Origin of the sequence: Brachybacterium halotolerans (assembly GCF_016623465.1) — a bacterium.
GTDB classification, from domain to species: Bacteria; Actinomycetota; Actinomycetes; order Actinomycetales; family Dermabacteraceae; genus Brachybacterium; species Brachybacterium halotolerans.
The window spans coordinates 64,950-88,569 of record NZ_JAEDAJ010000007.1 but is presented as its reverse complement, the minus strand read 5'-3'; the positions used below and the strand labels follow the sequence as shown (position 1 = coordinate 88,569).

19 protein-coding genes are annotated in these 23,620 nt (G+C 73.4%); 5 read left to right on the top strand and 14 right to left on the bottom strand.

The window, feature by feature from the left end; genetic code table 11:
- Positions 1 to 5: 5 nt before the first annotated feature.
- The 13 genes from I8D64_RS12200 to I8D64_RS12140 form a co-directional block, all read right to left on the bottom strand.
- A complete protein-coding gene (locus tag I8D64_RS12200; RefSeq protein ID WP_200503062.1) occupies positions 6 to 1,133 on the bottom strand; it encodes a glycosyltransferase family protein in 1,128 nt (375 codons plus the stop codon).
- Complete coding sequence (locus tag I8D64_RS12195; protein ID WP_200503061.1) at positions 1,130 to 3,025, bottom strand: ATP-binding cassette domain-containing protein; 1,896 nt, start codon at positions 3,023 to 3,025, stop codon at positions 1,130 to 1,132. Before I8D64_RS12195 ends, I8D64_RS12200 begins: the two co-directional genes overlap by 4 nt.
- Before the next feature lie 91 nt (positions 3,026 to 3,116).
- Positions 3,117 to 5,105: a DUF6541 family protein gene (locus tag I8D64_RS12190; protein WP_200503060.1), complete on the bottom strand. Its 1,989-nt coding sequence runs from the start codon at positions 5,103 to 5,105 to the stop codon at positions 3,117 to 3,119.
- Positions 5,102 to 6,682, bottom strand: a complete 1,581-nt coding sequence (locus tag I8D64_RS12185; protein WP_200503059.1) for a glycosyltransferase — start codon at positions 6,680 to 6,682, stop codon at positions 5,102 to 5,104. The genes I8D64_RS12190 and I8D64_RS12185 overlap by 4 nt, the downstream gene beginning before the upstream one ends.
- A 14-nt stretch (positions 6,683 to 6,696) precedes the next feature.
- Positions 6,697 to 7,716: a Gfo/Idh/MocA family protein gene (locus I8D64_RS12180; protein WP_200503058.1), complete on the bottom strand. Its 1,020-nt coding sequence runs from the start codon at positions 7,714 to 7,716 to the stop codon at positions 6,697 to 6,699.
- Positions 7,713 to 8,828 (bottom strand): DegT/DnrJ/EryC1/StrS family aminotransferase, encoded by a 1,116-nt coding sequence (locus I8D64_RS12175; RefSeq protein ID WP_200503057.1) that lies wholly within the window; start codon positions 8,826 to 8,828, stop codon positions 7,713 to 7,715. Before I8D64_RS12175 ends, I8D64_RS12180 begins: the two co-directional genes overlap by 4 nt.
- Positions 8,825 to 9,571, bottom strand: a complete 747-nt coding sequence (locus I8D64_RS12170; protein ID WP_200503056.1) for an acyltransferase — start codon at positions 9,569 to 9,571, stop codon at positions 8,825 to 8,827. The genes I8D64_RS12175 and I8D64_RS12170 overlap by 4 nt, the downstream gene beginning before the upstream one ends.
- A gap of 27 nt (positions 9,572 to 9,598) precedes the next feature.
- The gene (gene purE, locus I8D64_RS12165; RefSeq protein WP_200503055.1) at positions 9,599 to 10,120 is read right to left on the bottom strand and encodes a 5-(carboxyamino)imidazole ribonucleotide mutase; all 522 of its coding nucleotides are present in this window, start codon (positions 10,118 to 10,120) and stop codon (positions 9,599 to 9,601) included.
- Positions 10,117 to 11,343, bottom strand: a complete 1,227-nt coding sequence (locus I8D64_RS12160) for a 5-(carboxyamino)imidazole ribonucleotide synthase (protein ID WP_425490309.1) — start codon at positions 11,341 to 11,343, stop codon at positions 10,117 to 10,119. Before I8D64_RS12160 ends, purE begins: the two co-directional genes overlap by 4 nt.
- Positions 11,344 to 11,352: 9 nt before the next feature.
- Entirely contained in the window at positions 11,353 to 12,771 is a 1,419-nt protein-coding gene (locus I8D64_RS12155; RefSeq protein ID WP_200503054.1) for an ATP-binding protein, read from the bottom strand.
- A gap of 3 nt (positions 12,772 to 12,774) precedes the next feature.
- Positions 12,775 to 13,479 (bottom strand): response regulator transcription factor, encoded by a 705-nt coding sequence (locus tag I8D64_RS12150; RefSeq protein WP_214651225.1) that lies wholly within the window; start codon positions 13,477 to 13,479, stop codon positions 12,775 to 12,777.
- A gap of 64 nt (positions 13,480 to 13,543) precedes the next feature.
- On the bottom strand, positions 13,544 to 14,776 hold the full coding sequence (locus tag I8D64_RS12145; protein WP_343068564.1) for an adenylate/guanylate cyclase domain-containing protein: 1,233 nt from the start codon (positions 14,774 to 14,776) through the stop codon (positions 13,544 to 13,546).
- A complete protein-coding gene (locus I8D64_RS12140; RefSeq protein WP_200503053.1) occupies positions 14,773 to 15,738 on the bottom strand; it encodes a biotin--[acetyl-CoA-carboxylase] ligase in 966 nt (321 codons plus the stop codon). The genes I8D64_RS12145 and I8D64_RS12140 overlap by 4 nt, the downstream gene beginning before the upstream one ends.
- A gap of 145 nt (positions 15,739 to 15,883) precedes the next feature.
- Between I8D64_RS12140 and I8D64_RS12135 the strand changes: the two genes are divergently transcribed.
- The 5 genes from I8D64_RS12135 to I8D64_RS12115 all read left to right on the top strand — a co-directional run bounded on the left by I8D64_RS12135 (position 15,884) and on the right by I8D64_RS12115 (position 22,026).
- The gene (locus tag I8D64_RS12135; RefSeq protein ID WP_200503052.1) at positions 15,884 to 17,473 is read left to right on the top strand and encodes a carboxyl transferase domain-containing protein; all 1,590 of its coding nucleotides are present in this window, start codon (positions 15,884 to 15,886) and stop codon (positions 17,471 to 17,473) included.
- Positions 17,470 to 17,766: a hypothetical protein gene (locus I8D64_RS12130; protein ID WP_343068563.1), complete on the top strand. Its 297-nt coding sequence runs from the start codon at positions 17,470 to 17,472 to the stop codon at positions 17,764 to 17,766. Before I8D64_RS12135 ends, I8D64_RS12130 begins: the two co-directional genes overlap by 4 nt.
- A gap of 31 nt (positions 17,767 to 17,797) precedes the next feature.
- Positions 17,798 to 19,486, top strand: coding sequence for a DUF885 domain-containing protein (locus I8D64_RS12125; protein ID WP_200503051.1), 1,689 nt, complete (start codon positions 17,798 to 17,800; stop codon positions 19,484 to 19,486).
- A complete protein-coding gene (locus I8D64_RS12120) occupies positions 19,483 to 20,130 on the top strand; it encodes a Maf family protein (RefSeq protein WP_200503050.1) in 648 nt (215 codons plus the stop codon). The genes I8D64_RS12125 and I8D64_RS12120 overlap by 4 nt, the downstream gene beginning before the upstream one ends.
- Positions 20,131 to 20,247: 117 nt before the next feature.
- Complete coding sequence (locus I8D64_RS12115) at positions 20,248 to 22,026, top strand: acetyl/propionyl/methylcrotonyl-CoA carboxylase subunit alpha (protein WP_200503049.1); 1,779 nt, start codon at positions 20,248 to 20,250, stop codon at positions 22,024 to 22,026.
- Between the two features lie 64 nt (positions 22,027 to 22,090).
- Here the strand turns inward: I8D64_RS12115 and I8D64_RS12110 are convergent, their stop codons facing one another.
- Positions 22,091 to 23,602: an NAD(P)H-quinone dehydrogenase gene (locus I8D64_RS12110; protein WP_200503048.1), complete on the bottom strand. Its 1,512-nt coding sequence runs from the start codon at positions 23,600 to 23,602 to the stop codon at positions 22,091 to 22,093.
- Between the last annotated feature and the right edge of the window lie 18 nt (positions 23,603 to 23,620).

Here is a 23,620-nt window from a genome sequence, read left to right as displayed (position 1 = left end):
AAGCGTCACTCCCCCACGATCGCGGCGACGGCCCTCTCCCACGTCCGCACCTGCTGCTCGGCGCTGAGCTCGTCCGCGGCGGCAGCGCTCGCGTGCTTCCAGCCGTCGACCGTCTCCGGGGTCAGGCCCGTGATCTCCGCGTGCATCGCCGGGGCGTCGGCCGCCGGGAGCACCGCGCCGAGACCGTGCGCGCCCACCAGCTCCGCCATATCCGGGGAGGGGCCGACGATCACGCCGGTCCGGCCCTGCACGGCCTCGAAGAGCTTGTTGGGCAGCGAGTGCTCGAGGTTGAAGGTGGTGTTCGGGAAGACGACGAGGGAGACGTCGTACTCGGCGACGGTGTCCACGAGCTGCACGAAGGGGACCGGGTCCCGCAGCGCGACGCCCGGGACGTCCTCCGCGAGCTGCGCGAGGCGCTCAATGTACCCGGGCTCGCTGGGCATGAGCATGAGGTCGAGGGTCGCGCGACCCTCGAGGCCCCGCATCGCCTCGATCATCGACTCGAGGTGACGGTTCGCCCGCGCCACGCCCGTGTGCAGCAGGCGGATCGGCTCTCCCGTCGGCCGCACCGGCAGGTCCCGGCGGGCGGAGGCGTTGGTGACGACCTGGACCTCGATCCCGAAGCGCTGCGCGTACTCGCGGGCGAGACCGGGCGAGACCGTCGTCACCGAGGCGACGCGGGGCAGGCACGTGCGGCACAGCCAGCGCTGGTAAGGGGCGACGAACCAGCGCCAGCTGCGCTGGTGCTCCTTCTCGCGCGGCGCGTACTCGTGCAGATCGGCGTGGACGCCGCGGCGGGGCTCGAGCCACAGGGCCAGCGGCAGGGTGTTCGTGTCGTTGGCGAGGACGGCGTCCATCGTGCCCCGTCGAGCCTCGAGCAGGTCGTGGGCGGCGCGCACAGCGCTCATCGACCAGTGGGCACCGCGGAAGCGCCGCGTGAGCAGGTGCTGCTTGGAGTCGGGCCACGCGCGGGTGCCCTCGGGGATCTCCATGTGCTCGACGTCCGGGTGCGGGCTCGGCCCGAAGCCGACGGTGGTCACGTGGTACCGCGGGGCGAAGAGGGCGATCTGCCGTTGCACGCGCGGGTCGCTCACCAGGTGCGAGAAGGACAGGATCACGAGGCTCGGGCTCATCGGGCGCTCCCCTCCTGCGAGCTCTCGTCGTCGGCACCGTCGTCGAGGCCGGCCTCCAGCCCGTGCTCGACGTCCTGGGCGACCTTCTCCTGCACCCCGCCGCGCACGAGGCCGGCGAGGGCGGCCTGCTCGGCGAAGGCGGGGACCGCGCCCACGACCTCGTCGAACGTGCCCTGGGCGAGCACCTCGCCCTCCTGCATGTAGAAGACGACGTCGCAGTGCTGGATGGTCGCCAGGCGATGGGCGATGGTGATCGTGGTGACCTCCTCGCCGAGGTCGCGGATGCCCGCGGTGACGGCGGCCTCCGTGGACGTGTCCAGGGCGCTCGTGGCCTCGTCGAGCACGAGCACCTGCGGATCGGAGTACAGGCCGCGCGCGATGCCGAGGCGCTGGCGCTGCCCGCCGGAGAGCGTGGTGCCGCGCTCCCCGACGGTCCCGTGGATGCCGCCGGGGCGCTCCTCGATGGTCTCCAGCAGCTGCGCACGCGAGAGCGCATCGTGGACGCGCTCTTCGTCGACGTCGGCGGGGTCCCAGGTCAGCGCCACGTTCTCGGCGACGCTCACATCGAACAGGGCGACCTCCTGGGGCACGTAGCCGACCTGGGAGCGCCACTGGCGCATGACGGTCGTGATGTCCTGCCCGCCCACGAGGATCCGTCCCGCGGTGGGGGTGATCAGGCCCAGCAGCAGATCGACCATCGTGGACTTGCCGGCCCCCGAGGTGCCGACGAAGGCGGCCGAGGACCCGGCGGGGATCCGCAGGGAGACGTCGCGCACGGCGGGCTCCTCACGGCTGGGGTACACGAAGCTGACGTCCTCGAGGACGATGTCCCGGCGGCCGGGAGCGAGCTCCGCGGAGTCCGGCCGCTCCGTGCGGGAGACGTTCTCCCGGGCCTGCTCGATGTCGTCGATGATGTAGTCGGAGAACGCCGCGTTGGTGAGGATCCGGTTCTGCGTGGACTGGAAGCGGGTCAGCGAGGGCACCAGGCGGAAGCCCGCGACCCCGAACAGCGCGACCGAGGACAGCGCGCCCGTCGGCCCGCCGGAGAGGTAGCCGACGCCGCCGACGACGACGAATCCGCCCACCAGTCCGGCCTCGAGCACGAAGCGCGGCATCTGGTTGTAGTACTGGGCGAAGGCGCGGGTCTCGGAGGCCAGGTCCCGGCGGTCGGCGACGATCTCCCCGACCTCCTTCTCGTTGCCCTTGAGGGTGATCTCCTTGAGGGCCGAGAGCACCTCGCCGAGCAGGCGGACCACGCGGATCGAGTTGTCGCGGTTCACGGCGCCGTTCCTCACGGCGAGCGGGGAGATCACGCGCGACATGACCAGGGCGACGAGCCCCAGGTAGATCATCGTCGCGAGCGCGAGCTTCCAGTCCAGGACGAACAGGCCCACCGTGATCACGGAGATCGTCGCGAACTCGCTGATCACGGTCATCGAGGGCATGAGGACGTTCGCGACCACGGCCGCGACGCCCGAGTCGACCATGCGGATGATCTCCTGGCTCGAGCGGGAGGTGCGATCCACCCACGGGGACGACATATAGGAGCGGAAGAGCATCTGCCCGATCGCGACCTCGTGCTTGGCGAAGCGCTTGGTGGCCTCGCGGATCGTCAGCAGGTTCAGGGCGCTCTTGACGATCGTGAGCACGACGAACACGCCCACGAGCCAGACGACCTGCCCGAAGCCCTCGAACGTCCAGCCGACCACGGGGATCACCACGGTCTGCTCGCCGCCCATGAGCGCCTGGAGGGCGATCGCCATGGCGCCGAGGCCGATGACGTCGAGCAGCGCGAGCAGGCTCATGACCGTCGCGAAGGCCCACAGGAAACGTCGGGAGTCGCGCGGGAGCACGGACATCGTGCGCAGCACGGTCTGGAGGGTGCGCTTCACAGGGGCCTTCCTTCGCGGGGTACGGGCGGCTGGGCCGCGCCGGGTGCGCTCACGCTACCGTGCGCGGTCCGTGAGGACCCTGCGCCGGCCATCAGCACAGGGGCTCGATCTCATAGAGGGCGTAGGGTCCCTCGCGGTCCACCAGGCGCAGCTTGGAGCGCGGGATCTTCGCGAGGCCCTCCCACAGCACGGACGCCTCGGGGGCGATCGCCTCGCCGGAGTCCGCGGAGGTGTCGACGTAGAGGTGGGTGGGGCCGACGTTGTGCAGCGAGGTGCACACCTTCGCGTCGCGGTCGGCCTTGAAGGCGTAGCGGGCGACGCGGCGCGAGTCGAGCGTCTGGGGCTCGGCGAGGGTGGGGAACACGGTCTCGACGCCGCCGATCGACCAGTACAGGCCCTCGCCGTCGCGCGGGTTGCCGATCACCACGGCGTCCGCGGGCAGCGCGGCGGCCGTGCGCTCGATGAAGTCGCGCTCCTCGGGGGTCGCGTAGGAGGCGATCTGGACGCCGTAGTCGGTGTAGGCCAGGGAGCCAGCGAAGGGCAGGCGGCCGGGCAGCACGGCCGCCACGAGGGAGACGAGCGCGAGGACCACGAGGGCCGACGTGCCGAGCGAAAGCCGGTGCCCCTCCCCCTCGGCCCGCGCGTCCCGCGCCCACAGCGCGTCGAGCCCGATGGCCGCGAGGGCGACGAGGGCGCACATGAGGAGCGGGGCGATGCGCTCGCGCGCTCCGTACCAGGGGTTCACCCACGTGCGCGCCCAGATGGAGTCGAGGTTCGTGAGGATGCTCAGGCCGAGCGCGAGGACCAGCAGCACGATGGCCGTTGTGCCCTGCCGGCGGCGCTCGCGCACCGCCTGCGTCGCACCGAGCAGCGCGAGCGCCCACACGGCGAGGATCGGCCATTGGAGGCTGCCGAGCGCGGAGACGCGGGGACGGTCGGTGACCAGGGAGGCGAGGAAGGCCGTCCACGGCCACGGGCGGGTGGTGGTGAGGTCCATCGAGGCGAGCAGCAGGTGCGAGGTGATCCCGTAGACCAGGAGCACGAGCGCGATCACCGCGAGCTCGAGGACCCCGCGGCGGCGCGTGCGGGCCCGCGTCACGTCGAGGACGCCCTGGGCGAGGATGCCCGCGAGGAGGGCGACGGCGAGCGAGAACAGCGTCGAGGGGTGGGCCGCGACCGCCCCGACGAGGAGCAGGGCGCAGGGCCAGAGCTCGGCGGCGCGGCGCTCACCGCTGCGCACGGCGCGGTGGATCGCCCACAGGGCGCCGAGGGCGGGCGGCAGGCACAGCGACCCCAGGGCCGAGGGCCAGAGTCCCATCACCAGGATCATCACCGGCAGCGAGAGGAACATCGGCGCGCACAGCGCGGCCAGCATCGGCAGCACCCGGACCTCGCGCAGCGTGCCCCTGCCGCCCTGGAGCAGCGCGACCATGGCGCCGAGGGCGCCCGGGATCGCGGCGACCAACGCGAGGGCCATGGCGTTGGCGGCGGTGATCGCGTCACCGGGGAGCAGGGCGGCCAGGACGTCCCAGCCGGCGGGATAGAACGTGGTCTCGTGGTAGATGCCCTGCAGGGCGGTGAACAGGAAGGCATCGCGGTCCGCGCGCACGAAGGCGATCGCGGCGATGTGGAAGGACGCGTCGTAGCTGCCGTTGAGGGTGTCGATGCCGCCCATGTGGCGGGCGGCGGAGCCGGCCATCAGCAGGCCCAGGGCGAGGGCGAGCGCGCCCGGGGCCAGCGCGAGCACCAGCGCCCGCGGGCGCCGGCGCCGGCGCGACGGAACGGCGTCTCCCTCGTCGGCCCCTCGGTCACTCCCCCGCTCCCGCGCGATGATCAGCCGGCGCGCGCCGAGCACGAGGACGAGCACCACGAGCAGCTGCACGCCGGCGGTGACCGGCGTCCACGGGATCCCGAGCAGGTGGTCGAGGGCGCCGAGGACCACCGCGAGCAGCACGGTGATCGCCGGGGCGGCTCCCCAGCGCCACCCGATGCAGGCCCCGCCCGCGATGAGCAGCAGCGCGCCGGGGGCGCACAGCAGTGCCCAGGCTCCCACCACGGGGAGGAGCCAGCCCCAGGTCATCGGCGCGTCGATCCGGTCGGCTCCTCGCCGGCAGTCGGCTGCTGCGGGGAGAGCGCCTCGGCGTACCGGGCGGTCACGGTCGAGGCGGTGCGGCGCTCGACGACCCACGCCCGCGCCTCTGCGGAGACCTCGGTGAGGGCGCCCTCGCGCTCGATGCGCAGCACGCGCTCGACGGCCTCGTCGAGGTCCTCGACCACCCAGCGGTCGGGGTAGATGACGCCCGCGCCGCCGTAGGGACGGGCGTCGGGCCAGTTCCTGATCAGAGGGACGCAGCCGGCCGCGATGCCCTCCATGACGGCCTCGTGGACGCCCTCGTGCAGCGAGGAGGAGACGATCCAGCCGGCCATCGCGAGCAGGTCGGGCACGTCCGAGCGGGCGCCCAGCACCTGCACCGCGCCCGCGGGGAACTGCGCGATGCGCCGGCGCACGCGGGCCTGGAACGCGGTGTCCTGCGCGGGGTCCTCGGGCAGTCCGGGGCCGATGAGCTGCAGACGGTGACGCGGATCCTTCGCGCGCACGCGCTCCAGCAGGTCCAGGGTGAACAGCACGTCCTTGACGGGGCGCAGCCATCCCACCTGGGCGAGCAGATGCGGGTCCCGGTGCGCGCGCGGCTCCGGGCCCAGTCCGTAGGCGAGGAAGTTGTCGACGCCGATGATCTCGCCCGCGCGCTCGAGGTTCGGCGTGAGGTGCTGGATGAGGGCGCGCACGTGCGGGGAGACGAACAGCACGCGGTCGACGACGTCGAAGACCGTCAGCAGGGGGAAGGGCGTGTAGGCCTCGAAGCGGTGGATGCGCGCGGCGGTGAGGCGCGGCATGTCCGCGAGCAGGGAGACCCAGGTGAGCACGTGGTGTCCCCATTCCACGAGCACCACGTCGGCCCAGTCGAACGGCTCGGCCAGGGCCGCGGGCGTGGGCAGCCGCCGTCCCGTGCGGGCGAGCTCCATGCGTGCGCGCAGCACGCGCTCACGGGTGGGCCGCTCGGCGGGCGGGAGGTCGTCGACCTCGACGCGCCGCACCTCGAAGCCGTACGCCTCGAGGGCGTCGATGACGGGGTTCACGAAGGTCCAGTTGCGCTGGGCGATCACGAGCAGGCGCACGGGGGCGGACCCCTCCGCCGCGGACGCTCCCGCGGATGCCGCGCGCGCCCGCGGTGCGGGACGGGAGGGCCCCTCGTCGCGGGCGGGCGGCGCGAGCAGGAGGCGGCCCACCGCGCTCGCCCGCACGGGCGCGAGGAAGCCGTCCGGATCGGTGATCAGAGGGGAGTCCTCGAGCCCGTAATGGAGGGAGGCGTGGTAGGCCACGCGCAGGGCCTTGTCGAACCACTCGACGGCGCCGTCATCGTCCCCGCGCGCGAGCAGCGCGTCGGCCCGCCGCAGCTCGGCGAGCATCTCGCCGCGCCACGCGGCAGGGACCTCGCCGCGGTCCATGCGCCGGGTCAGTCGGAGGTAGCGGGCGCGCGCGCCGACGCCGCCGGGGAGCAGCGAGGCGGCCCGGATGCCCGCGCCCAGGGCGCGGCGCCGCAGCGTCGCGAAGCCGGACCGCGCCGATGCCGGGGACGTCGTGCGATGAGCGCTCATGCCCTCCCCCGCTCTCACGGGGCGACGTCGGCGGGGCGGACGATCCTGCCCTCGCGGGCCGAGCGCAGCACCGCCTCGACGGCGCGCACGGTCTGCAGGCCCTCGCGCATGGTGACGATGTTCGAGGGATCGCCGGCGACGGCGTCGCGGAACGCCTCGTGCTCGGTGCGCAGCGGCTCGGTGCGACGCAGGGAGTAGCGGACCATGTCGCCCTCGCTGACCCCGCGGAAGGAGGCCATGGAGTCCCAGAGGTTCGTGGCGCTCTCGCCGTTGGCGTAGAAGGTGAGGTCGGCGTTGACGGTGTCCGCGACCAGCGCCCCGTTCTCGCCGGTCACCACGGTCACGCGCTCCTTGAACGGCGAGAGCCAGTTGACCAGGTGGCTGGTGATGGTGCCGCTGGTGAGCTGACCGGAGACCGAGACCATGTCCTCGTCCTCGCGGCCGGAGCGGCGCGTGGAGAACGCCGCGACCTGCGCGAAGTCGCTGCCTGCGACCCAGGCGGTGAGGTCGAGGTCGTGGGTCGCGAGGTCCTTGACCACGCCCACGTCGGAGATGCGGGCGGGGAAGCCGCCCTGACGGCGGGTCGAGATCTGGAAGATCTCCCCGAGCTGGCCGTCGGCCAGGCGACGGCGCATCTCCTGCAGGGCCGGGTTGAAGCGCTCGATGTAGCCGACGGCACCCACGAGGCCCGCCTGCTCGTAGGCGGCGGCGATCTCCTCGGCCTCGGCGACGTCGAAGGCCAGCGGCTTCTCGACGAGGCAGTGCACGCCCGCCTCGGCGAAGGTGAGCGCGACGTCGCGGTGGAACTGGGTGGGCACGGCGATGACGGCGTAGTCGATGCCCGCGTCGACCAGGGCGCGCGCATCGGGCAGCACGTCGTAGCCGGGGGCCGCGCCGTGCGGGTCGCCCTGGGGATCGGCGACGGCGACGACCTCGACGCCCTCGAGGGCGCGCAGGTTGCGGGCGTGGTGGCGGCCCATCATGCCCAGGCCGATGAGCCCGGCGCGCAGGGGCCGACGATTCTCCGTGCTCATGCGGCACCCCCGGCGGCGACGGCGGCGACCGCGGCGACGATGCGCTCGAGGTCGTCCTCGGTGAGGCTCGGATGGACGGGCAGGGACAGCACCTCGCGGGCGGCCTGCTCGGTGACCGGGAGGTCGAGGTCGAGGCCGAAGGAGGGCAGGCGATGCACGGGCGTCGGGTAGTAGACGCCGCAGCCCACCTGGTGCTCCTCGCGCAGGGCGGTCGCGAAGGCATCGCGCTCGGCGGCGCTCGCGCCCTCGAGGCGGATCGTGTACTGGTGGTAGACGTGCTCGGCGCCCTCGCGCACGACCGGCGCGACGACACCGGCGACGCCCGCGAGGCCCGCGTCGAGGGCGGCGGCGTTCGCCCGGCGCTGCGCGGTCCACCCGGCGAGCTTGGCGAGCTGGACGCGGCCGATGGCGGCGTGCAGGTCGGTCATGCGGTTGTTGAAGCCGGCGACCTCGTTGGCGTACTGGACCTCCATGCCCTGGTTGCGCAGCAGCCGCACCGCACGGGCGAGCTCCTCGTCCTCGCAGGCGACCATGCCGCCCTCGCCGCTGGTCATGTTCTTCGTGGGGTACAGGGAGAACATGCCGAAGCGGCCGAAGGTGCCGACCTGCCCGCCCCTCCAGGTGGCGCCGTGCGCCTGGGCCGCGTCCTCGGCGACCCAGAGGCCGTGGCGGCCGGCGATCTCGACGATCGTGTCGATCTCGGCGGGGTGGCCGTAGAGGTGCACGGGCTGGATGCCCACGGTGCGCTCGGTGATCGCGCCCTCGATCGCGGAGGGGTCGATGCAGAAGGTGTCCAGGTCGATGTCGATGAAGACGGGGGTCGCACCGGTCACGGCGACGGAGTTCGCGGTCGCGGCGAAGGTGAAGGAGGGCACGATGACCTCGTCGCCCGGGCCCAGGCCCAGGGCGACCATGCCCAGGTGCTGACCGGAGGTCCCGGAGTTCACGGCGACCGTGGGGCGGGAGCCGGCGAGCTCGGCGGCGAACTCCTTCTCGAAGGCCGCCACCTCGGGGCCCTGCGCGACCATGCCGCTCCTCAGCACCCGGTCCACGGCCTCGCGCTCCTCGTCCCCGATGAGGGGGCGGGCCGCAGGGATCATCTGCTCGCTCATGCGTGCTCTCCGTCCGTCGTCTCGTCCTGCTTCTCGGCCCCGGCGTCGGCGGCGAGGGCGAGCCCGCCCGTCGTCTCGTCGGCCACGTACCACTCGCCCGTCGTCGGGCACACCCAGGCGTCGGTCCCGTCGGACGCCGGCTCGAGCTTCTCCCCCGAGCGGCCCACCCAGGCGATGCGCCGGGCAGGGGCCCCTGCGACCAGGGCGTGGGGCACGACGTCGCGGGTGACGGTCGATCCTGCGGCCACCATCGACCAGGCGCCGATGGTGACGGGGGCGACGCAGACGGCGCGCGCGCCGATCGAGGCGCCCGCCTCGCAGGTGACACCCACCGGCTCCCAGTCCGCGGCGGACTTCGGAGAGAGGTCGGGGTTGACCGCGCGCGGCCGGTGATCGTTGGTGAACACGGCGGCGGGGCCCACGAAGACGCCCTCGGCGAGCGCCGCGGGCTCGTAGACGAGCGCGTAGTTCTGCACCTTGCAGCCATCGCCCATGCGCACGCCGGTGCCGATGTAGGCACCTCGGCCCACGATGCAGTCGCGTCCCAGCTCCGCGTCCTCGCGCACCTGCGCGAGATGCCAGATCGCGCTTCCCTCGCCGATGCGGGCGGTCTCGGCGACGTCGGCGGAATCCACGACGCGCACGCCCTCGCGCGAGGCGGCCGGGCGGTCGGCGGATCCGGCGGGCGACCCTGCCGGCGACCCTGTCGGCGATCCGGTGGACGACTCGGAGGTCTCGTTCATACCCCCGAAGATATCGGAGGGCGCCCGTCAGGACAGGGACGAGCGCAGCGACTCGCCCTTGGCGTGCGCAAGGTCGCGCAGCTCGCCCTGGAACTCGCGCATGCGCTCGCGCAGGCGCTCGCCCTCGGCGTCGTCGGCCGCCCCGAGGATGCGGGCGGCGAGCAGCCCGGCGTTGCGGGCGCCGCCGATGGAGACGGTCGCGACGGGCACCCCGGCGGGCATCTGCACGATCGACAGCAGGGAGTCCATACCGTCCAGGTGCGCGAGCGGCACGGGCACGCCGATCACGGGCAGCGGGGTGAGGGCGGCGAGCATGCCGGGGAGGTGAGCGGCGCCGCCGGCGCCCGCGATGATCACGCGCAGCCCGCGGTCCGCCGCGGTGCGGCCGAAGTCGACCATGTCCTCGGGCATGCGGTGCGCGGAGACCACGTCCACGTGCACGTCCAGGCCGAACTCGGCGAGGGCGTCGCGGGCGGGGCCGAGCGTCGGCCAGTCGGAGTCCGAGCCCATCACGATCGCGACGCGCGGGGCGTCCTGTGGCGTGGTCATGCGTTCTGCTCCTCGTGCACGGCGTCGATGATCAGTCGCTCGGCGCGGTGGGCGCGCGCGAGCAGGTCCGCGGGATCGCTCCCCGCGAGGGTCACGTGGCCGACCTTGCGGCCGGGCCGCACGGTCTTGCCGTAGAGGTGGACCTTGAGCTCGGGGTCCCGCTCCATCGCCTCGCGGGCGCCCTCGGCGAGGTCCTCGCGTGCCCCGCCCAGCAGGTTCACCATCACGGCGTGCGGGGCGAGGGGCGCGCTCGCGCCGAGCGGGAGGTCGGCGACGGCGCGCAGGTGCTGCTCGAACTGGCCGGTGACGGCGCCGTCCATGGACCAGTGGCCAGTGTTGTGGGGGCGCATGGCGAGCTCGTTGACGAGCACGTCGCCGCCCTCGGTCTCGAACAGCTCGACGGCGAGCATGCCGGTGACGTCCAGGTCCTCGGCGATCCGCAGGGCGAGGTGCTGGATGCGCTCCTGGTCCGCGGGGCCGAGGTCGGGGGAGGGGGCGAGCACCTCGAAGCACACGCCGTCCTTCTGCGTCGAGCGGACCACCGGGAAGGCGAGCATCTCGCCGCCCGGCCGGCGGGCGACCTGCGCGGAGAGCTCGCGGGTGAAGGGCACGAGCTCCTCGACGAGCAGCTCCTCGTGGTCCTGGAACCAGTCGGCGACGTCGCTGCCGGCGGAGACGATGCGCACGCCGTGGCCGTCGTAGCCGCCGCGCGGGGTCTTCACCACGGCGCAGGCGGCGGTGCCGAGCTCGGAGAGGGCGGCGTCGACGTCGGCCGGCGAGGCGGCGCGCCACCAGCGCGGGCAGGGGTGCCCGAGCGCGCCGAGGCGCTCGCGCATGAGCAGCTTGTCCTGGGCATGGACGAGGGCGTCCGGTCCGGGCCGCACGGCGGCGAGGCCGTCGCGCTCGATGCCCTCGAGGATGTGGGGCGGCACGTGCTCGTGGTCGAAGGTGAGGACGTCGACCTCGGCGGCGAGCGCGCGCACGGCCTCCTCGTCGTCGTGGCGGCCGATCCGCACGCGGGCCGCGCCCTGCGCGGCGGACTCCGCGGGGTCGGTCGCGAGCACCGTGATCGGCAGGCCCAGCTCGATCGCGGGGCCCAGCATCATCCGGGCGAGCTGCCCGCCGCCGATGACGCCGATGCGCGGCGCCGCAGGACCGGTCGTGGCGGGCACCGCGGGGGCGCTGGTGGAGGCGGGGTCGTTCTCAGGGATGTCGGGGAGCACGCCCCCATCCTAGGAGCGGCTGCGGTCCTCGGGCGCCGACGTCCGGGCCGACGCACGGGCGCGGTGCCCGTGCCCGGCGCTCCCCCGGCGACGGCGCGGCAGCACCGCGCCCTGCGGGAGGGAGCCCAGCTCGTCGGCCGACTCGGCGCCGAGCACGGTGTCCTCCTCGCCCGCGGTGGTCTCGTCGGGGGCGGAGATGAGGAAGACCCCGAAGGTCGCGGGCTGCTCGCTCAGCAGCTCGAGGCGACCGCCGTCGTCCTCCACGAGGGTGCGGGCGAGGGCGAGGCCGACGCCCGTGCCGGACGTGCGGCCCGAGACCGAGCGCTCGAAGACGCGCTTGCCGAGCGCGGGGTCGATGCCGGGGCCCTCGTCGGAGATCTCGACGACCGTGGACTTCTCGTTGCGGCGCACCTTGACCAGCGTGCGTCCTCCGCCGTGGGTGAGGGAGTTCTCCACGAGCGTCGCGACGACCTGCGTGAGCGGTCCCGTGGATCCCCAGACGGCGGCTGCGCGCGGCACCTGGATGCGCAGCTCGCGGCCCGCGGCGCGGTACGCCGGGGACCACTCCTCGCTCTGCTGGGTGAGCACGGTGCGCAGCTCGACCACTCCGGGGGTGCGGCGCTGGGAGGAGCGGGGGGCGTTGATGAGGTCGTGGACGACCTCGGTGAGGCGATCGATCTGCTCGAGGGAAATCCGGGCCTCGTCGCGCACCCACTCCTCGGAGCTCGTGGCGAGGATCTCGTCGAGGCGCATGGAGAGCGCGGTGAGCGGTGTGCGCAGCTGGTGGGAGGCGTCGGAGGCGAGTCGGCTCTCGGCCTCGAGGCGCTCGGTGAGCTGGGCGCCGGAGTTCGCGAGCTCCTCGGCGACGGTGTCGATCTCGGTGATGCCGCTGGGTCGCCAGGGGCCGCGGGCGCGGCCCGATCCCATCTCCTCGGCGCGCCGGGTGAGGCGGGCCAGCGGCGCGGAGATCCGCTGGGCCTGCCAGAGGGCGACGGACACGCCGATGGAGATCGCAGCCAGCCCCGCGACGATGATGAGCACGGCGGCGCTCGCGGTGTGGGCGCGCACGTCGGCCTTGGTGATGGTGACGGTGACGTTCACGCCCGAGGTGCCGGGTGTGGAGATCACCTTCGTGCTGTTGCCCGGGTCCGGGCCCGCCTCGATGGTGCGGCCCTCATAGGTGACCGTGATGTGCACGGCGAGGTCGGGCTGCGAATCGGCGATCTGCTGGAGCATCGCCTTGTCGATGGGCCGGTCGTCGCTGATGCGCTTCTCGGCGTTGGTGCGGACCTCGTTGGCGATGGAGGTGGCGCGCGCGGTGAGGTTCTGGTCGGTCAGCTGAAGCCACGAGTACGCCAGCGGGATGCCCAGCAGCAGGACCGTGAGGATGACCGTGATGACCGTCGCCTGCAGCACTCGCGTGCGCACGCGTCAGCTCCCGTCGCCGGTCTCGAAACGGAAGCCGACGCCGCGGACGGTGGTGATCCTTCGGGGATTGGTCGCATCATCGCCCAGCTTCCGACGGAGCCAGGAGATGTGCATGTCGAGGGTCTTGGTCGAGCCCCACCACTCGGCGCCCCAGACCTCACGCATGAGGTCGTCACGGGTGACCACGCTGCCGGCCTCGCGCACGAGCACCGTGAGCAGGTCGTACTCCTTGGCGGAGAGGCTGAGCTCCTCGCCGTCGACGTAGGCGCGGCGGGCGGAGACGTCCAGGGACACGCCGTTGACGTCGAAGGCGCTCGTGGACTCCTCGACGGTCTGGGCGCGTCGCAGCAGGGCGCGGATGCGCGCCTGCAGCTCGCCCAGCCGGAAGGGCTTGGTGACGTAGTCGTCCGCGCCGGCGTCGAGGCCGACGACGGCGTCGACCTCGTCGGCGCGGGCGGTGAGGATCAGGATCGGGGATTCCAGGCCGCCCTTGCGCAGGCGCCGAGCGACCTCGAGGCCATCGAGGTCCGGGAGCCCCAGATCCAGGATGACCAGGTCGATCGGGTCCCCGGCGGCGGCGATGCCGAGGGCATCCATGCCGCGCGAGGCGCGCGAGACCGTGTAGCCCTCGCGGTCGAGCGCGCGGGACAGCGGTTCGGCGATCGCGGAATCGTCTTCGACGAGCAGCAGTCGTGTCACAGGAGGCATCCTACGTCCCGACCTGTGCGCCCGCTCCGCGGCGCGAGCGCGGGCCCGCTCCCGGGCACCCGCATCACAGGCCCATGTCCAGGGGCTCGGAGGTGCCGCGGGTGAGCGCGACGGCCTCGATTGTGCCGATGCCGTGGAGCTCGGTGGGGCGGATCTCGGAGGCGCTGAATCCGCCGGGCAGCGCGCGCTCGACGGCCTCGGCCGTGGCGAGGTCGACGAGCACCCCGCCCGGGTCGGCGACGCTCTCCAGGCGCGCCGAGAGGTTCACCGTCGGCCCGAACACGTCGCCGTAGCGGGAGAACATCGACCCCCAGCACATGCCCACGCGGGCCGAGGGCAGATCGGGGTCGTCGCGGATCGCCTCGGCGATCGACACCGCGATCTGGGCGCCGTCCTCGGGCGCGTCGGCCAGGAACATGATCTCGTCGCCCACGGTCTTGACCACGCGGCCGCCGCCCACGGAGATGATGTCGCGGCAGGTGACCTCGAACTGGGTGACGACGTCCGCCAGCTCCGCCCCGCCGAGGGAGCGCGAGAGCCGTGTGAACTGCACGAGGTCGGCGAATCCGACCGCACGGTTCAGGGGGAACACCTCGTCGTGGGTGCCGTTCTCGCTGGCCTGCAGCACCTCGGAGCCGGCCCGCGCGGAGTACGCGGCGAGCTGGCGGCGGAAGGTGAACAGCACCTGGGTCTCGAGGGTCTCGATGAGCTGCGGGACCGTCTCGAGCATCTGCTCGCGCGCCTCGCCGTCGTCCTTCCCGTCGCGGGTCTTGGCCTCCTCGACGAGGGCCTCGGTGATCCACATGGCCAGGCGCCCCATGTGGTAGCCCAGCCCGCGGGAGATCGAGGTGAAGGCCCGCTCGGAGATCGCGCCGTCGTCGACCATGGCGACCAGGTCGCCGATCGCGAAGGCGTCCTCGTCGGTGAAGACCACGGTGTCCTCGTCGACGGGGCCGAAGCCGAGGGAGCGCCAGTAGGTGGAGATCAGGCGCTCGGGGATGCCCTGCTGCTCGGCGAGGTCCCGGCGCGAGTGCTCGCGCGGTCCCTGCAGGAGCACCCGCTCGAGAGCGCCCACGCTGCGGCGCACCGACTGGAATCGACGGTTGAGGGCGGCCATCTCCTCCGGGGAGATCTCGGCCTCGCGCAGGTTCTCGGATCCCTCGAGGTCGTCGATCGCGGCGAGGGCGTCGTGCGGGACGCGCTCGCCGGCAGCGGCGCCCTCGGGCTCCGCGTCGAGGTCGGCGTCGCGGGCGTCGGGCTCGAGGTCCGAGGCGAGGTCCGGGTTCTCGTCGGTCACGGATGGGTCTCCTGGATGTCGTCGGGGGAAGCAGGGGCGGAGGTCGCGGCGGCCGCTCCGGGCGGCGCCGCGTCGTCGCCGACGGTGCGCAGGTGCCGCACGTCGCCGGCCGAGACGACCCGCTCCGCTCCCGCGGGCAGGCCCAGCACGAGCCGACCGTCGGCGTCCAGGCGCAGGGCCCGGGCAGTCGCGCCGCCGCTCGGCGCCTGCCCGGCGTCCGCACCCGCAGCGGGGACGGACGTCGCGGAGAGGTCGTCGAAGCGCACCTCGCTCCCCAGTGTGAGGCACGCCATACCATAGCGTCCACGCTGGCCGCTCGCCATCGCGTCCCCCTCGTGGACGTCCAGCAGGGCGAGCTCGCGCTCCACTCCCTCGGCGATCGCCGCCGCGAGGGCGCGCGCCGCGGCGTCGCGCGCGGGGTCGACGGGCCCCAGGTCGACGGGCCCCGGGCCGGCGGGGGCGATGCCGCCCTCGCCCCAGAGCCAGGCCGGGGGCAGCGCCGCGGGGTCGGCGAGCTCGATGGGGCCGGCGAGGTTGACCCCGATGCCCACCAGGACGTGGTCGGAGCCGTCCCCCTCGAGGAGGATGCCGCCGAGCTTGCGCCCATCGGCGGTCAGCAGGTCGTTGGGCCATTTGAGTCCGATGCCGTCGCCCGCGCCGGTCGCGCCGCGCAGCGCCTCGAGCGCACCGAGGCCAGCCACCAGCGGGTACCAGGAGCGCGCCGCGGGATCGGTCCCGCTCCTGCGCGCGAGCGTGAGCGCCAGCCCTCCGCCCAGAGGTGTGCTCCACGGCCGTCCGAGCCTGCCGCGCCCGCTGCGCTGGTCGCGCGTGAGGACGGCGAGCGGGGGCTGTTCGCCGGAGCGGAGCAGATCCCGGGCGGCGTCCTGGGTGGACGAGGTGTGGTCGAGGACATGCAGGGCGGGTGCGCGCCCTCCCTGCGTTCTCGTCTCTCTGCTGGCCATGCCCGTTCCCGTCCTCCTGCTCGTGCCGGATCGTGAGTGCCCTCCCGGGGGCCGCGACCTGCCCGCGGCGCCCCGGGTGCGGGGGCGCAGCGCCTGGGTAGCGTAGTATCCCCGTGTTTCCCCGACGGTCCGCACAGGAGGTTCCGTGACCGACGCCCCCCGGCCTCTGAACACGGCCGAACGACTCGCCGACCTGCAGAAACGCGAGGACCGAGTCGTCCACGCAGCTGATGAGGTCGCGGTCGAGAAGCAGCACGCACGCGGCAAGAAGACCGCCCGCGAGCGCATCACCGACCTCCTGGACGACGGTTCGTTCGTCGAGACCGACCGCTTCGTGACGCATCAGTCCCATGCCTTCGGGCTCGAGAGGCGTCGTCCCGACGGCGACGGCATCGTCACCGGGTACGGCACGATCGACGGTCGCCAGGTGTGCGTGTACTCCCAGGACTTCACGGTCTTCGGCGGCTCGCTCGGCGAGGCCCACGGCCGCAAGATCCAGAAGGTGCAGGACCTCGCGCTGTCCACGGGCGTGCCGATCATCGGCATCCTCGACGGCGGCGGAGCGCGCATCCAGGAGGGCGTCGCCTCGCTCGCGATGTTCGCGGGCATCATGCGCCGCAACACCCGCGCCTCGGGCGTGATCCCCCAGATCTCGCTGGTGATGGGTCCCGCCGCAGGCGGCGCCGTCTACTCCCCCGCGCTCACGGACATCATCGTGATGGTCGAGAAGACCTCGCACATGTTCATCACCGGGCCCGACGTGATCCGCACGGTCACCGGGGAGGACGTCGGCTTCGAGGAGCTCGGCGGCGCGCGCACCCATTCGACGCGCTCGGGCGTGGCCCACTACATGGCGCCCGACGAGGACGACGCGATCGAGTACGTCAAGGACGTCCTCAGCTACCTGCCCTCGAACACGCTCAGCCCAGCCCCGTCGTTCCCCACCCCGTTCGAGGAGCAGGCCACGGCCGAGGACAGGGGCCTGGACGACCTGATCCCCGACTCCCCCAACCAGCCCTACGACATGCTGCGGGTGCTGCAGACGGTGCTGGACGAGGGCGAGTTCCTCGAGGTCCAGCCCAGCTTCGCCCAGAACATCATGGTGGGCTTCGGCCGCATCGAGGGCGGCAGCGTCGGCATCATCGCCAACCAGCCCTCGCACTTCGCGGGCACCCTGGACATCGACGCCTCCGAGAAGGCGGCGCGCTTCGTGCGCCTGTGCGACGCGAACAACATCCCGGTGCTGACCTTCGTGGACACCCCCGGCTTCCTGCCCGGCACCGACCAGGAGTTCAGCGGCATCATCCGCCGCGGTGCAAAGCTCCTGTACGCGTACGCCGAGGCGACCGTCCCGCTGGTCACCGTCATCACCCGCAAGGCCTACGGCGGCGCCTACATCGTCATGGGCTCCAAGGACCTCGGGGCCGACGTGAACCTCGCCTGGCCCACCGCGCAGATCGCCGTGATGGGCGCGCAGGGCGCCGTGAACATCCTGCACCGCCAGAACCTCAAGAAGGTCGCGGAGGAGGGCGGCGACGTCGAGGCCGAGCGCGCGAAGCTGCAGACGGAGTACGAGGAGGAGTTCGCGACGCCGTACGCCGCCGCCGAGCGCGGCTGGATCGACAGCGTCATCGAGCCCTCCGCCACGCGCGTGCAGATCGCCCGCGCGCTGCGCATGCTCCGCACGAAGCGCCAGTCGCTGCCCACCAAGAAGCACGGGAACATCCCGCTGTGAGCGGGGGCGGTGCGGCGGGCGAGCCGGATCTGCGCGGCGGCCAGGCGGTCGCCGTCGCCGGCGGCGACGTGCGGCTGGTCGCCGGGCGCCTGGCCGACGACGAGCTCGCCGCGATCGCGGTCGCGGTCTCCGCGATGAGCGTCGCGAGCCGCATCGAGGCCGGCGAGCGCGAGCTGGCCGACGAGCATCGAGGGGCGGCGGGCGCCTGGTCGGACGCCTCCCACAGCTTCCCGCGCTCCCACGCCCTGCGCGGCCTGCCCTCCGAGTCGGCCTGGATGTTCTCCGACCGCTGACCCCACGGGCCTCCTCGCCTAGTCTGGCGTCATGACCTCCGACGCCCCTTCACAGACCTCCGCCCGACGTGCGCGCACGGCCCTGGACGCCGTCGCCGACGAGCACGTCGCCCGCTCCATCGAGTCCGACCCGTTCCTCGCCACCTCCCTGGGCGTCCCCGGGCACGAGGGCGAGGTGACCGACTACTCCCCCGCCGCGCACGCCGCCCGCACCGCCCAGGCCCGTCGGACCCTCGATCGCATCGATCGGACCCCTGACGAGGACGCCGTGGACGCGGTCACCCGCGCAGCCATGCGCGAGCGTCTGGGCCTCGAGATCGAGTTCGCGGACCGCCGCCTCGACGTCGCGAGCGTCAACAACCTCGCCTCGACCCTGCAGATGCGCGACGTGTTCGACCAGATGGCGACCGACACCGCCCAGGACTGGGAGGTCATCGCCGAGCGCCTCGCGAAGATCCCGCAGTCGCTCGAGGGCTGGGCCGAGTCCCTGCGCGAGGCCGCCGCCGAGGGGACCGTCTCCGCCCGTCGCCAGCTGGAGCTCGGCGCCGCCCAGGCCCGCGGGTACGCCGAGGACTTCTTCCCCTCCTTCGCGCGCGAGGCGAAGGGCGACGAGACCCAGCGCGAGCGCGTCCAGGAGGCGGCCGCCGAGGCGTCCCGCGGCTACCAGCGGATCGCGGACGTGCTCGAGTCCCTGCGCGAGCGGGCTCCGGAGGCCGACGCCGTGGGGCGCGACCACTACCAGCTGGCCTCGCGCCTGTTCCTCGGCGAGGAGGTCGACCTCGAGGAGACCTACGCATGGGGCATCGACCAGCTGCACGAGATCATCGCCGAGCAGGAGCGGGTGGCGGGCCGGCTGAACGCCCACTACGGCAACGACGGCGGATCCTCGATCGAGGCCGCCCGCGCCTCGCTCGACGCTGACCCCGCGCGGATCCTCCACGGCACCGACGCCCTGCGCGCCTGGATGCAGGAGAAGTCCGACACCGCGCTGCGCGAGCTCACCGGCACCCACTTCGACATCCCCGAGCAGCTGCAGCGCCTGGAGTGCATGATCGCCCGCACGGGCTCCGGCGGCATCTACTACACGGGCCCCAGCGAGGACTTCACGCGGCCCGGCCGGATGTGGTGGGACGTGCCGCCGGAGAACACCGAGTTCCGCACCTGGACGGAGACCACGACCGTCTACCACGAGGGCGTCCCCGGCCACCACCTGCAGGTCGGTACCCAGACCCTCCAGGCCGCGACGCTCAACCGCTGGCGCGCGCTGATGTGCTGGGTCTCCGGGCACGGCGAGGGCTGGGCCCTGTACGCCGAGAAGCTCATGGACTCCCTCGGCTACCTCGAGGACGACGGCGACCGCCTGGGCATGCTCGACTCCCAGCGCATGCGCGCCGGGCGCGTGGTCCTGGACATCGGCCTGCACCTCCAGCTGCCCGTGCCCGAGGGCCTCCCCGGGGCCGACGGCGGATCCTGGACCTTCGACGCCGCCTGGGACTTCATGGCCCCGAACTGGGGCGCGAGCGAGGCCGAGCGCCGCTTCGAGCTGAACCGCTACACGGGCTGGCCCGGCCAGGCCCCGTCCTACGCCGTGGGCCGTCGCACCTGGGAGCTGCTGCGCGCGCAGCACGTCCCCGCGGGCGGAGACCCGCGCGAGTTCCACCGCCGCGCCCTCGAGCTCGGCAGCCTTCCCCTCTCCGTCCTCAAGGAGGCCCTGGCATGAGCACGATCGACGAGTCCCTGCCCCTGCTCCTGCTCGCCTCGGGCTCGGAGGGGCGCCGCGCGACCCTCGAGCGGGCGGGCATCGAGTTCGACCGGATGGCCGCCGATCTCGACGAGGACGGACTGCTCGAGGCCGCGAGCGATCTCGAGCCCGCCGAGGCGGTGCTGCTGCTCGCCCGCGAGAAGGCCCACGCGGTCGTCGAGGCGTCCGAGGGCGGCTGCGTCGTCCTCGGCTGCGACTCCATGCTCGAGGTCGACGGCGAGGTCATCGGCAAGCCCCACACTCCCGAGCGGGCCAGGGCGCGCTGGCGGGAGCTGCGCGGGCGCAGTGCGGTGCTGCACAGCGGGCACTGGCTCGTGGACGACCGCGACGTCGAGGACGAGGGCACGGGCGCGACGATCGGGGCGACGGCGAGCGCCGAGGTCTCCTTCGCCGATCTCTCCGACGAGGAGATCGATGCCTACGTCGCGACCGGCGAGCCGCTCGGCGTCGCGGGCGGCTTCACGATCGACGGGATCGGCGGCCCCTTCATCACCTCCGTGACGGGGGATCCGCACGCCGTCGTTGGCCTGAGCCTCCCGCTGCTGCGCGATCTGCTCGCCCAGATCGACATCGGCATCCACGAGCTCTGGCGCGAGGGCTGAGGTCCGGGCGCGGAGGCGCGCGGAGTGAGGTGCGCGGCGCGACGCGCGGAAGGATTCGACGCGCGCTCCCGCTGAACTAGACTCGACCCGATCATCTCCCCCGGAAGGACCCGCCCCATGGCATCTCGCAACTCCCAGCACCGCCCGTTCGGATCGGTGCTCATCGCCAATCGCGGGGAGATCGCGGTGCGTGTGGCCAGGGCCTGCAAGGACGCGGGGCTGCGCTCGATCGCCGTCTACGCGGACCCCGATCGCAACGCCCTGCACACCACGGTGGCCGACGAGGCCTACGCGCTGGGCGGCGAGACCGCCGCGAACTCGTACTTGGTCGTGGACAAGCTCCTGGACATCGCCGAGCGCTCGGGCGCCGAGGCCGTCCACCCCGGATACGGCTTCCTCTCGGAGAACGCCGAGTTCGCGCAGGCCGTGATCGACGCGGGCCTGGTGTGGATCGGTCCGCCCCCGTCGGCCATCGAGTCGCTCGGCGACAAGGTCTCCGCGCGCCACATCGCCGAGAAGGCCGGCGCGCCGCTCGTCGCGGGCACCAAGGACCCTGTCGAGGGCAGCGACGAGGTCGTCGCCTTCGCCCGCGAGCACGGCCTGCCGATCGCGATCAAGGCCGCCTTCGGCGGCGGCGGTCGCGGCCTCAAGGTCGCCCGCGAGGAGTCCGAGGTCCGCGAGCTGTTCGACTCCGCGGTGCGCGAGGCGACCGCGGCCTTCGGCCGCGGCGAGTGCTTCGTCGAGAAGTACCTCGATGCCCCGCGGCACGTGGAGACGCAGTGCCTCGCCGATTCCCACGGCAACATCCAGGTGGTCTCGACCCGCGACTGCTCCCTGCAGCGCCGCCATCAGAAGCTCGTCGAGGAGGCGCCCGCGCCGTACCTCAGCCGCGAGCAGAACGCCGAGCTCGTGGCCGCCTCGAAGTCGATCCTCGCCGAGGCGGGCTACGTGGGCGCCGGCACCTGCGAGTTCCTCGTGGGCACGGACGGCACCATCTCCTTCCTCGAGGTCAACACGCGCCTCCAGGTCGAGCATCCGGTCTCCGAGGAGGTCGCCGGCGTGGACCTGGTGCGCGAGCAGTTCCGCATCGCCGCCGGCGAGAAGATCTCCTCGACCGACCCGATCGCGCGCGGCCATTCCTTCGAGTTCCGCCTGAACGGCGAGGACGCGGGCCGCGGCTTCCTGCCCTCGCCCGGCGTGGTGAAGCTGTTCTCCCCGCCCTCGGGCCCGGGTGTGCGCGTGGACTCCGGCGTGCGCGAGGGCGACGAGGTCTCGGGCGCCTTCGACTCGATGCTCGGCAAGCTCATCATCACCGGTGCGACCCGCCAGGAGGCGCTCGAGCGCTCCCGCCGCGCGCTCGACGAGTTCCGCATCGAGGGCATGCCCACGGTGCTCCCCTTCCATCGGAAGGTCGTGAGCGACCCGGCGTTCGCGCCGGCGGATCCCAAGACCCCGTTCTCCGTCCACACCCGCTGGATCGAGACCGAGTTCCACAACGACATCCCGCAGGCCGCGCTGCCGGCGCAGCCCGAGGAGCCCGAGGGCCGCGAGTCCGTGGTCGTCGAGGTCGACGGCCGCCGGGTCGAGGTCAGCCTGCCGGCCTCCCTGCGCGCCCCGCAGCAGCCCTCCCGCCAGCGTCGCCGCGTCGGCAAGCGCCAGGCGGAGGCCGGTTCCGCGGGCGGCGCCGCCGTCACCGCGCCGATGCAGGGCACGATCGTGAAGATCATGGTCGAGAACGGGCAGAGCGTCGCCGACGGCGATCTCGTGCTCGTCCTCGAGGCGATGAAGATGGAGCAGCCCATCACCGCGCACCGCTCTGGGAAGATCTCGGGCCTGGACGCCGAGGTCGGCGCCACCGTGTCGGCGGGCGCAGTGCTCTGCAGCATCGAGGACTGAGCGCGCTCGTCGTCTCACGCCCGCCGGCCCGTGCTCTCCGGCGCGTCCCGCGGTGCTGCGGTGCCTACTCCGCCGCCGCGGGCCGTCTCGCCGCCTCGGCGATCGAGCCGGTGAGCGAGGGGTAGACGGTGAAGGCCGAGGCGAGCTCGTCGGCCGTCATCCGCTGCGCGACGGCGAGGGTGATGGGGTGGATGAGCTCGCTCGCCCGCGGGGCGACGACCACCCCGCCCATCACGGTCCCCGATCCGGGGCGCACGACGAGCTTCACGAAACCGGCCGTGAGCCCCTGCATCTTCGCGCGCGGGTTCGTCGCGAGCGGGAGCACGTGCACCTCGCCGTCGGCCCCGTCGGCCAGCTCGCGGGCGCCGAGCCCGACCATGGCGATCTCGGGGCTCGTGAACACGGCCGAGGACACCTGCTGGTGGATGAGAGGGCTCACCGCATCGCCGAGGGCGTGGTGCATGGCGATGCGCCCCTGCATGGCGGCGACGGAGGCGAGCGGGTGGACGCCCGTGCAGTCGCCCGCCGCGTAGACCCCGCGCACGGACGTGCGGGAGACCCGGTCGGTGTCGATGTGGCCGCTCGGCCGCAGGCGCACGCCCGCCTCCTCGAGCCCCAGCCCGGTGGTCGCGGGGACCGCACCGAGGGCCATCAGCACGTGGCTCCCGCGGATCTCCCGGCCGTCCTCGAGGGTGACGACGACTCCTTCCCCGCTGCCGTCACCGTCGTCCCCGCCGTCGGCGCCGTCGCCGTCGGCGACCCGTTCGCGCCGCGCGGACGCGGCGCGCGAGCGGGAGCACAGGGTGACGCCGCGGCGGGTGAAGGCCTCCTCGAGGACGGCCGCGGCGTCCTCGTCGCCTCCCGGGAGCACCTGGTCGCGCGAGGAGACCAGGGTGACCTCGCTGCCGAGGGCGCGGTAGGCGCTCGCGAACTCGGCACCGGTGACGCCCGAGCCGACGACGATCAGGTGCGAGGGCAGCTCGTCGAGCTCGTAGAGCTGGGTCCAGGACAGGATCCGCTCGCCGTCGGGGCGCCCCTCGGGCAACTCGCGGGGTCGCGCGCCGACGGACAGCAGGACCACGTCGGCCGGGAGCACCTCGACGACCTCGCCGTCCGCCGAGAGCACCGCCACGTGCTCGGCGTCCTCGAGGCGTCCGCGCCCCGCGCGCACCACGACGCCTGAGGCCGCGAGCGAGGCCGCGATGTCCTCCGACTGGGCGCGGGCGAGGGCGCGCAGGCGCTCGTTCACGCGGGCGAGGTCCACCGTGAGGGATCCGGCGACGGGCTCTCCGGCGTCCTCGGCGTCGCGGATGCCGAGCCCGGCCGAGGCGCCGACGAGGTCGAGGACGTCGGCCGTGGCGACGAGGCTCTTGGAGGGGACCACGTCGGTGAGCACCGCCGCGCCGCCGATGCCGCGCTCCTCGACGAGGGTCACCCGGGCGCCGGTGCGCGCGGCCGTCAGCGCCGCCTCGTATCCTCCGGGACCTCCGCCGATGATCACGACCCGCGGCTCCGCGCCGCCGTCGGCGCCGGTGCGGTCGGGGTCCGGGGGCAGTGCTGTGCTCGGATCGGCCATCTGCTCATTGTGGCCCAC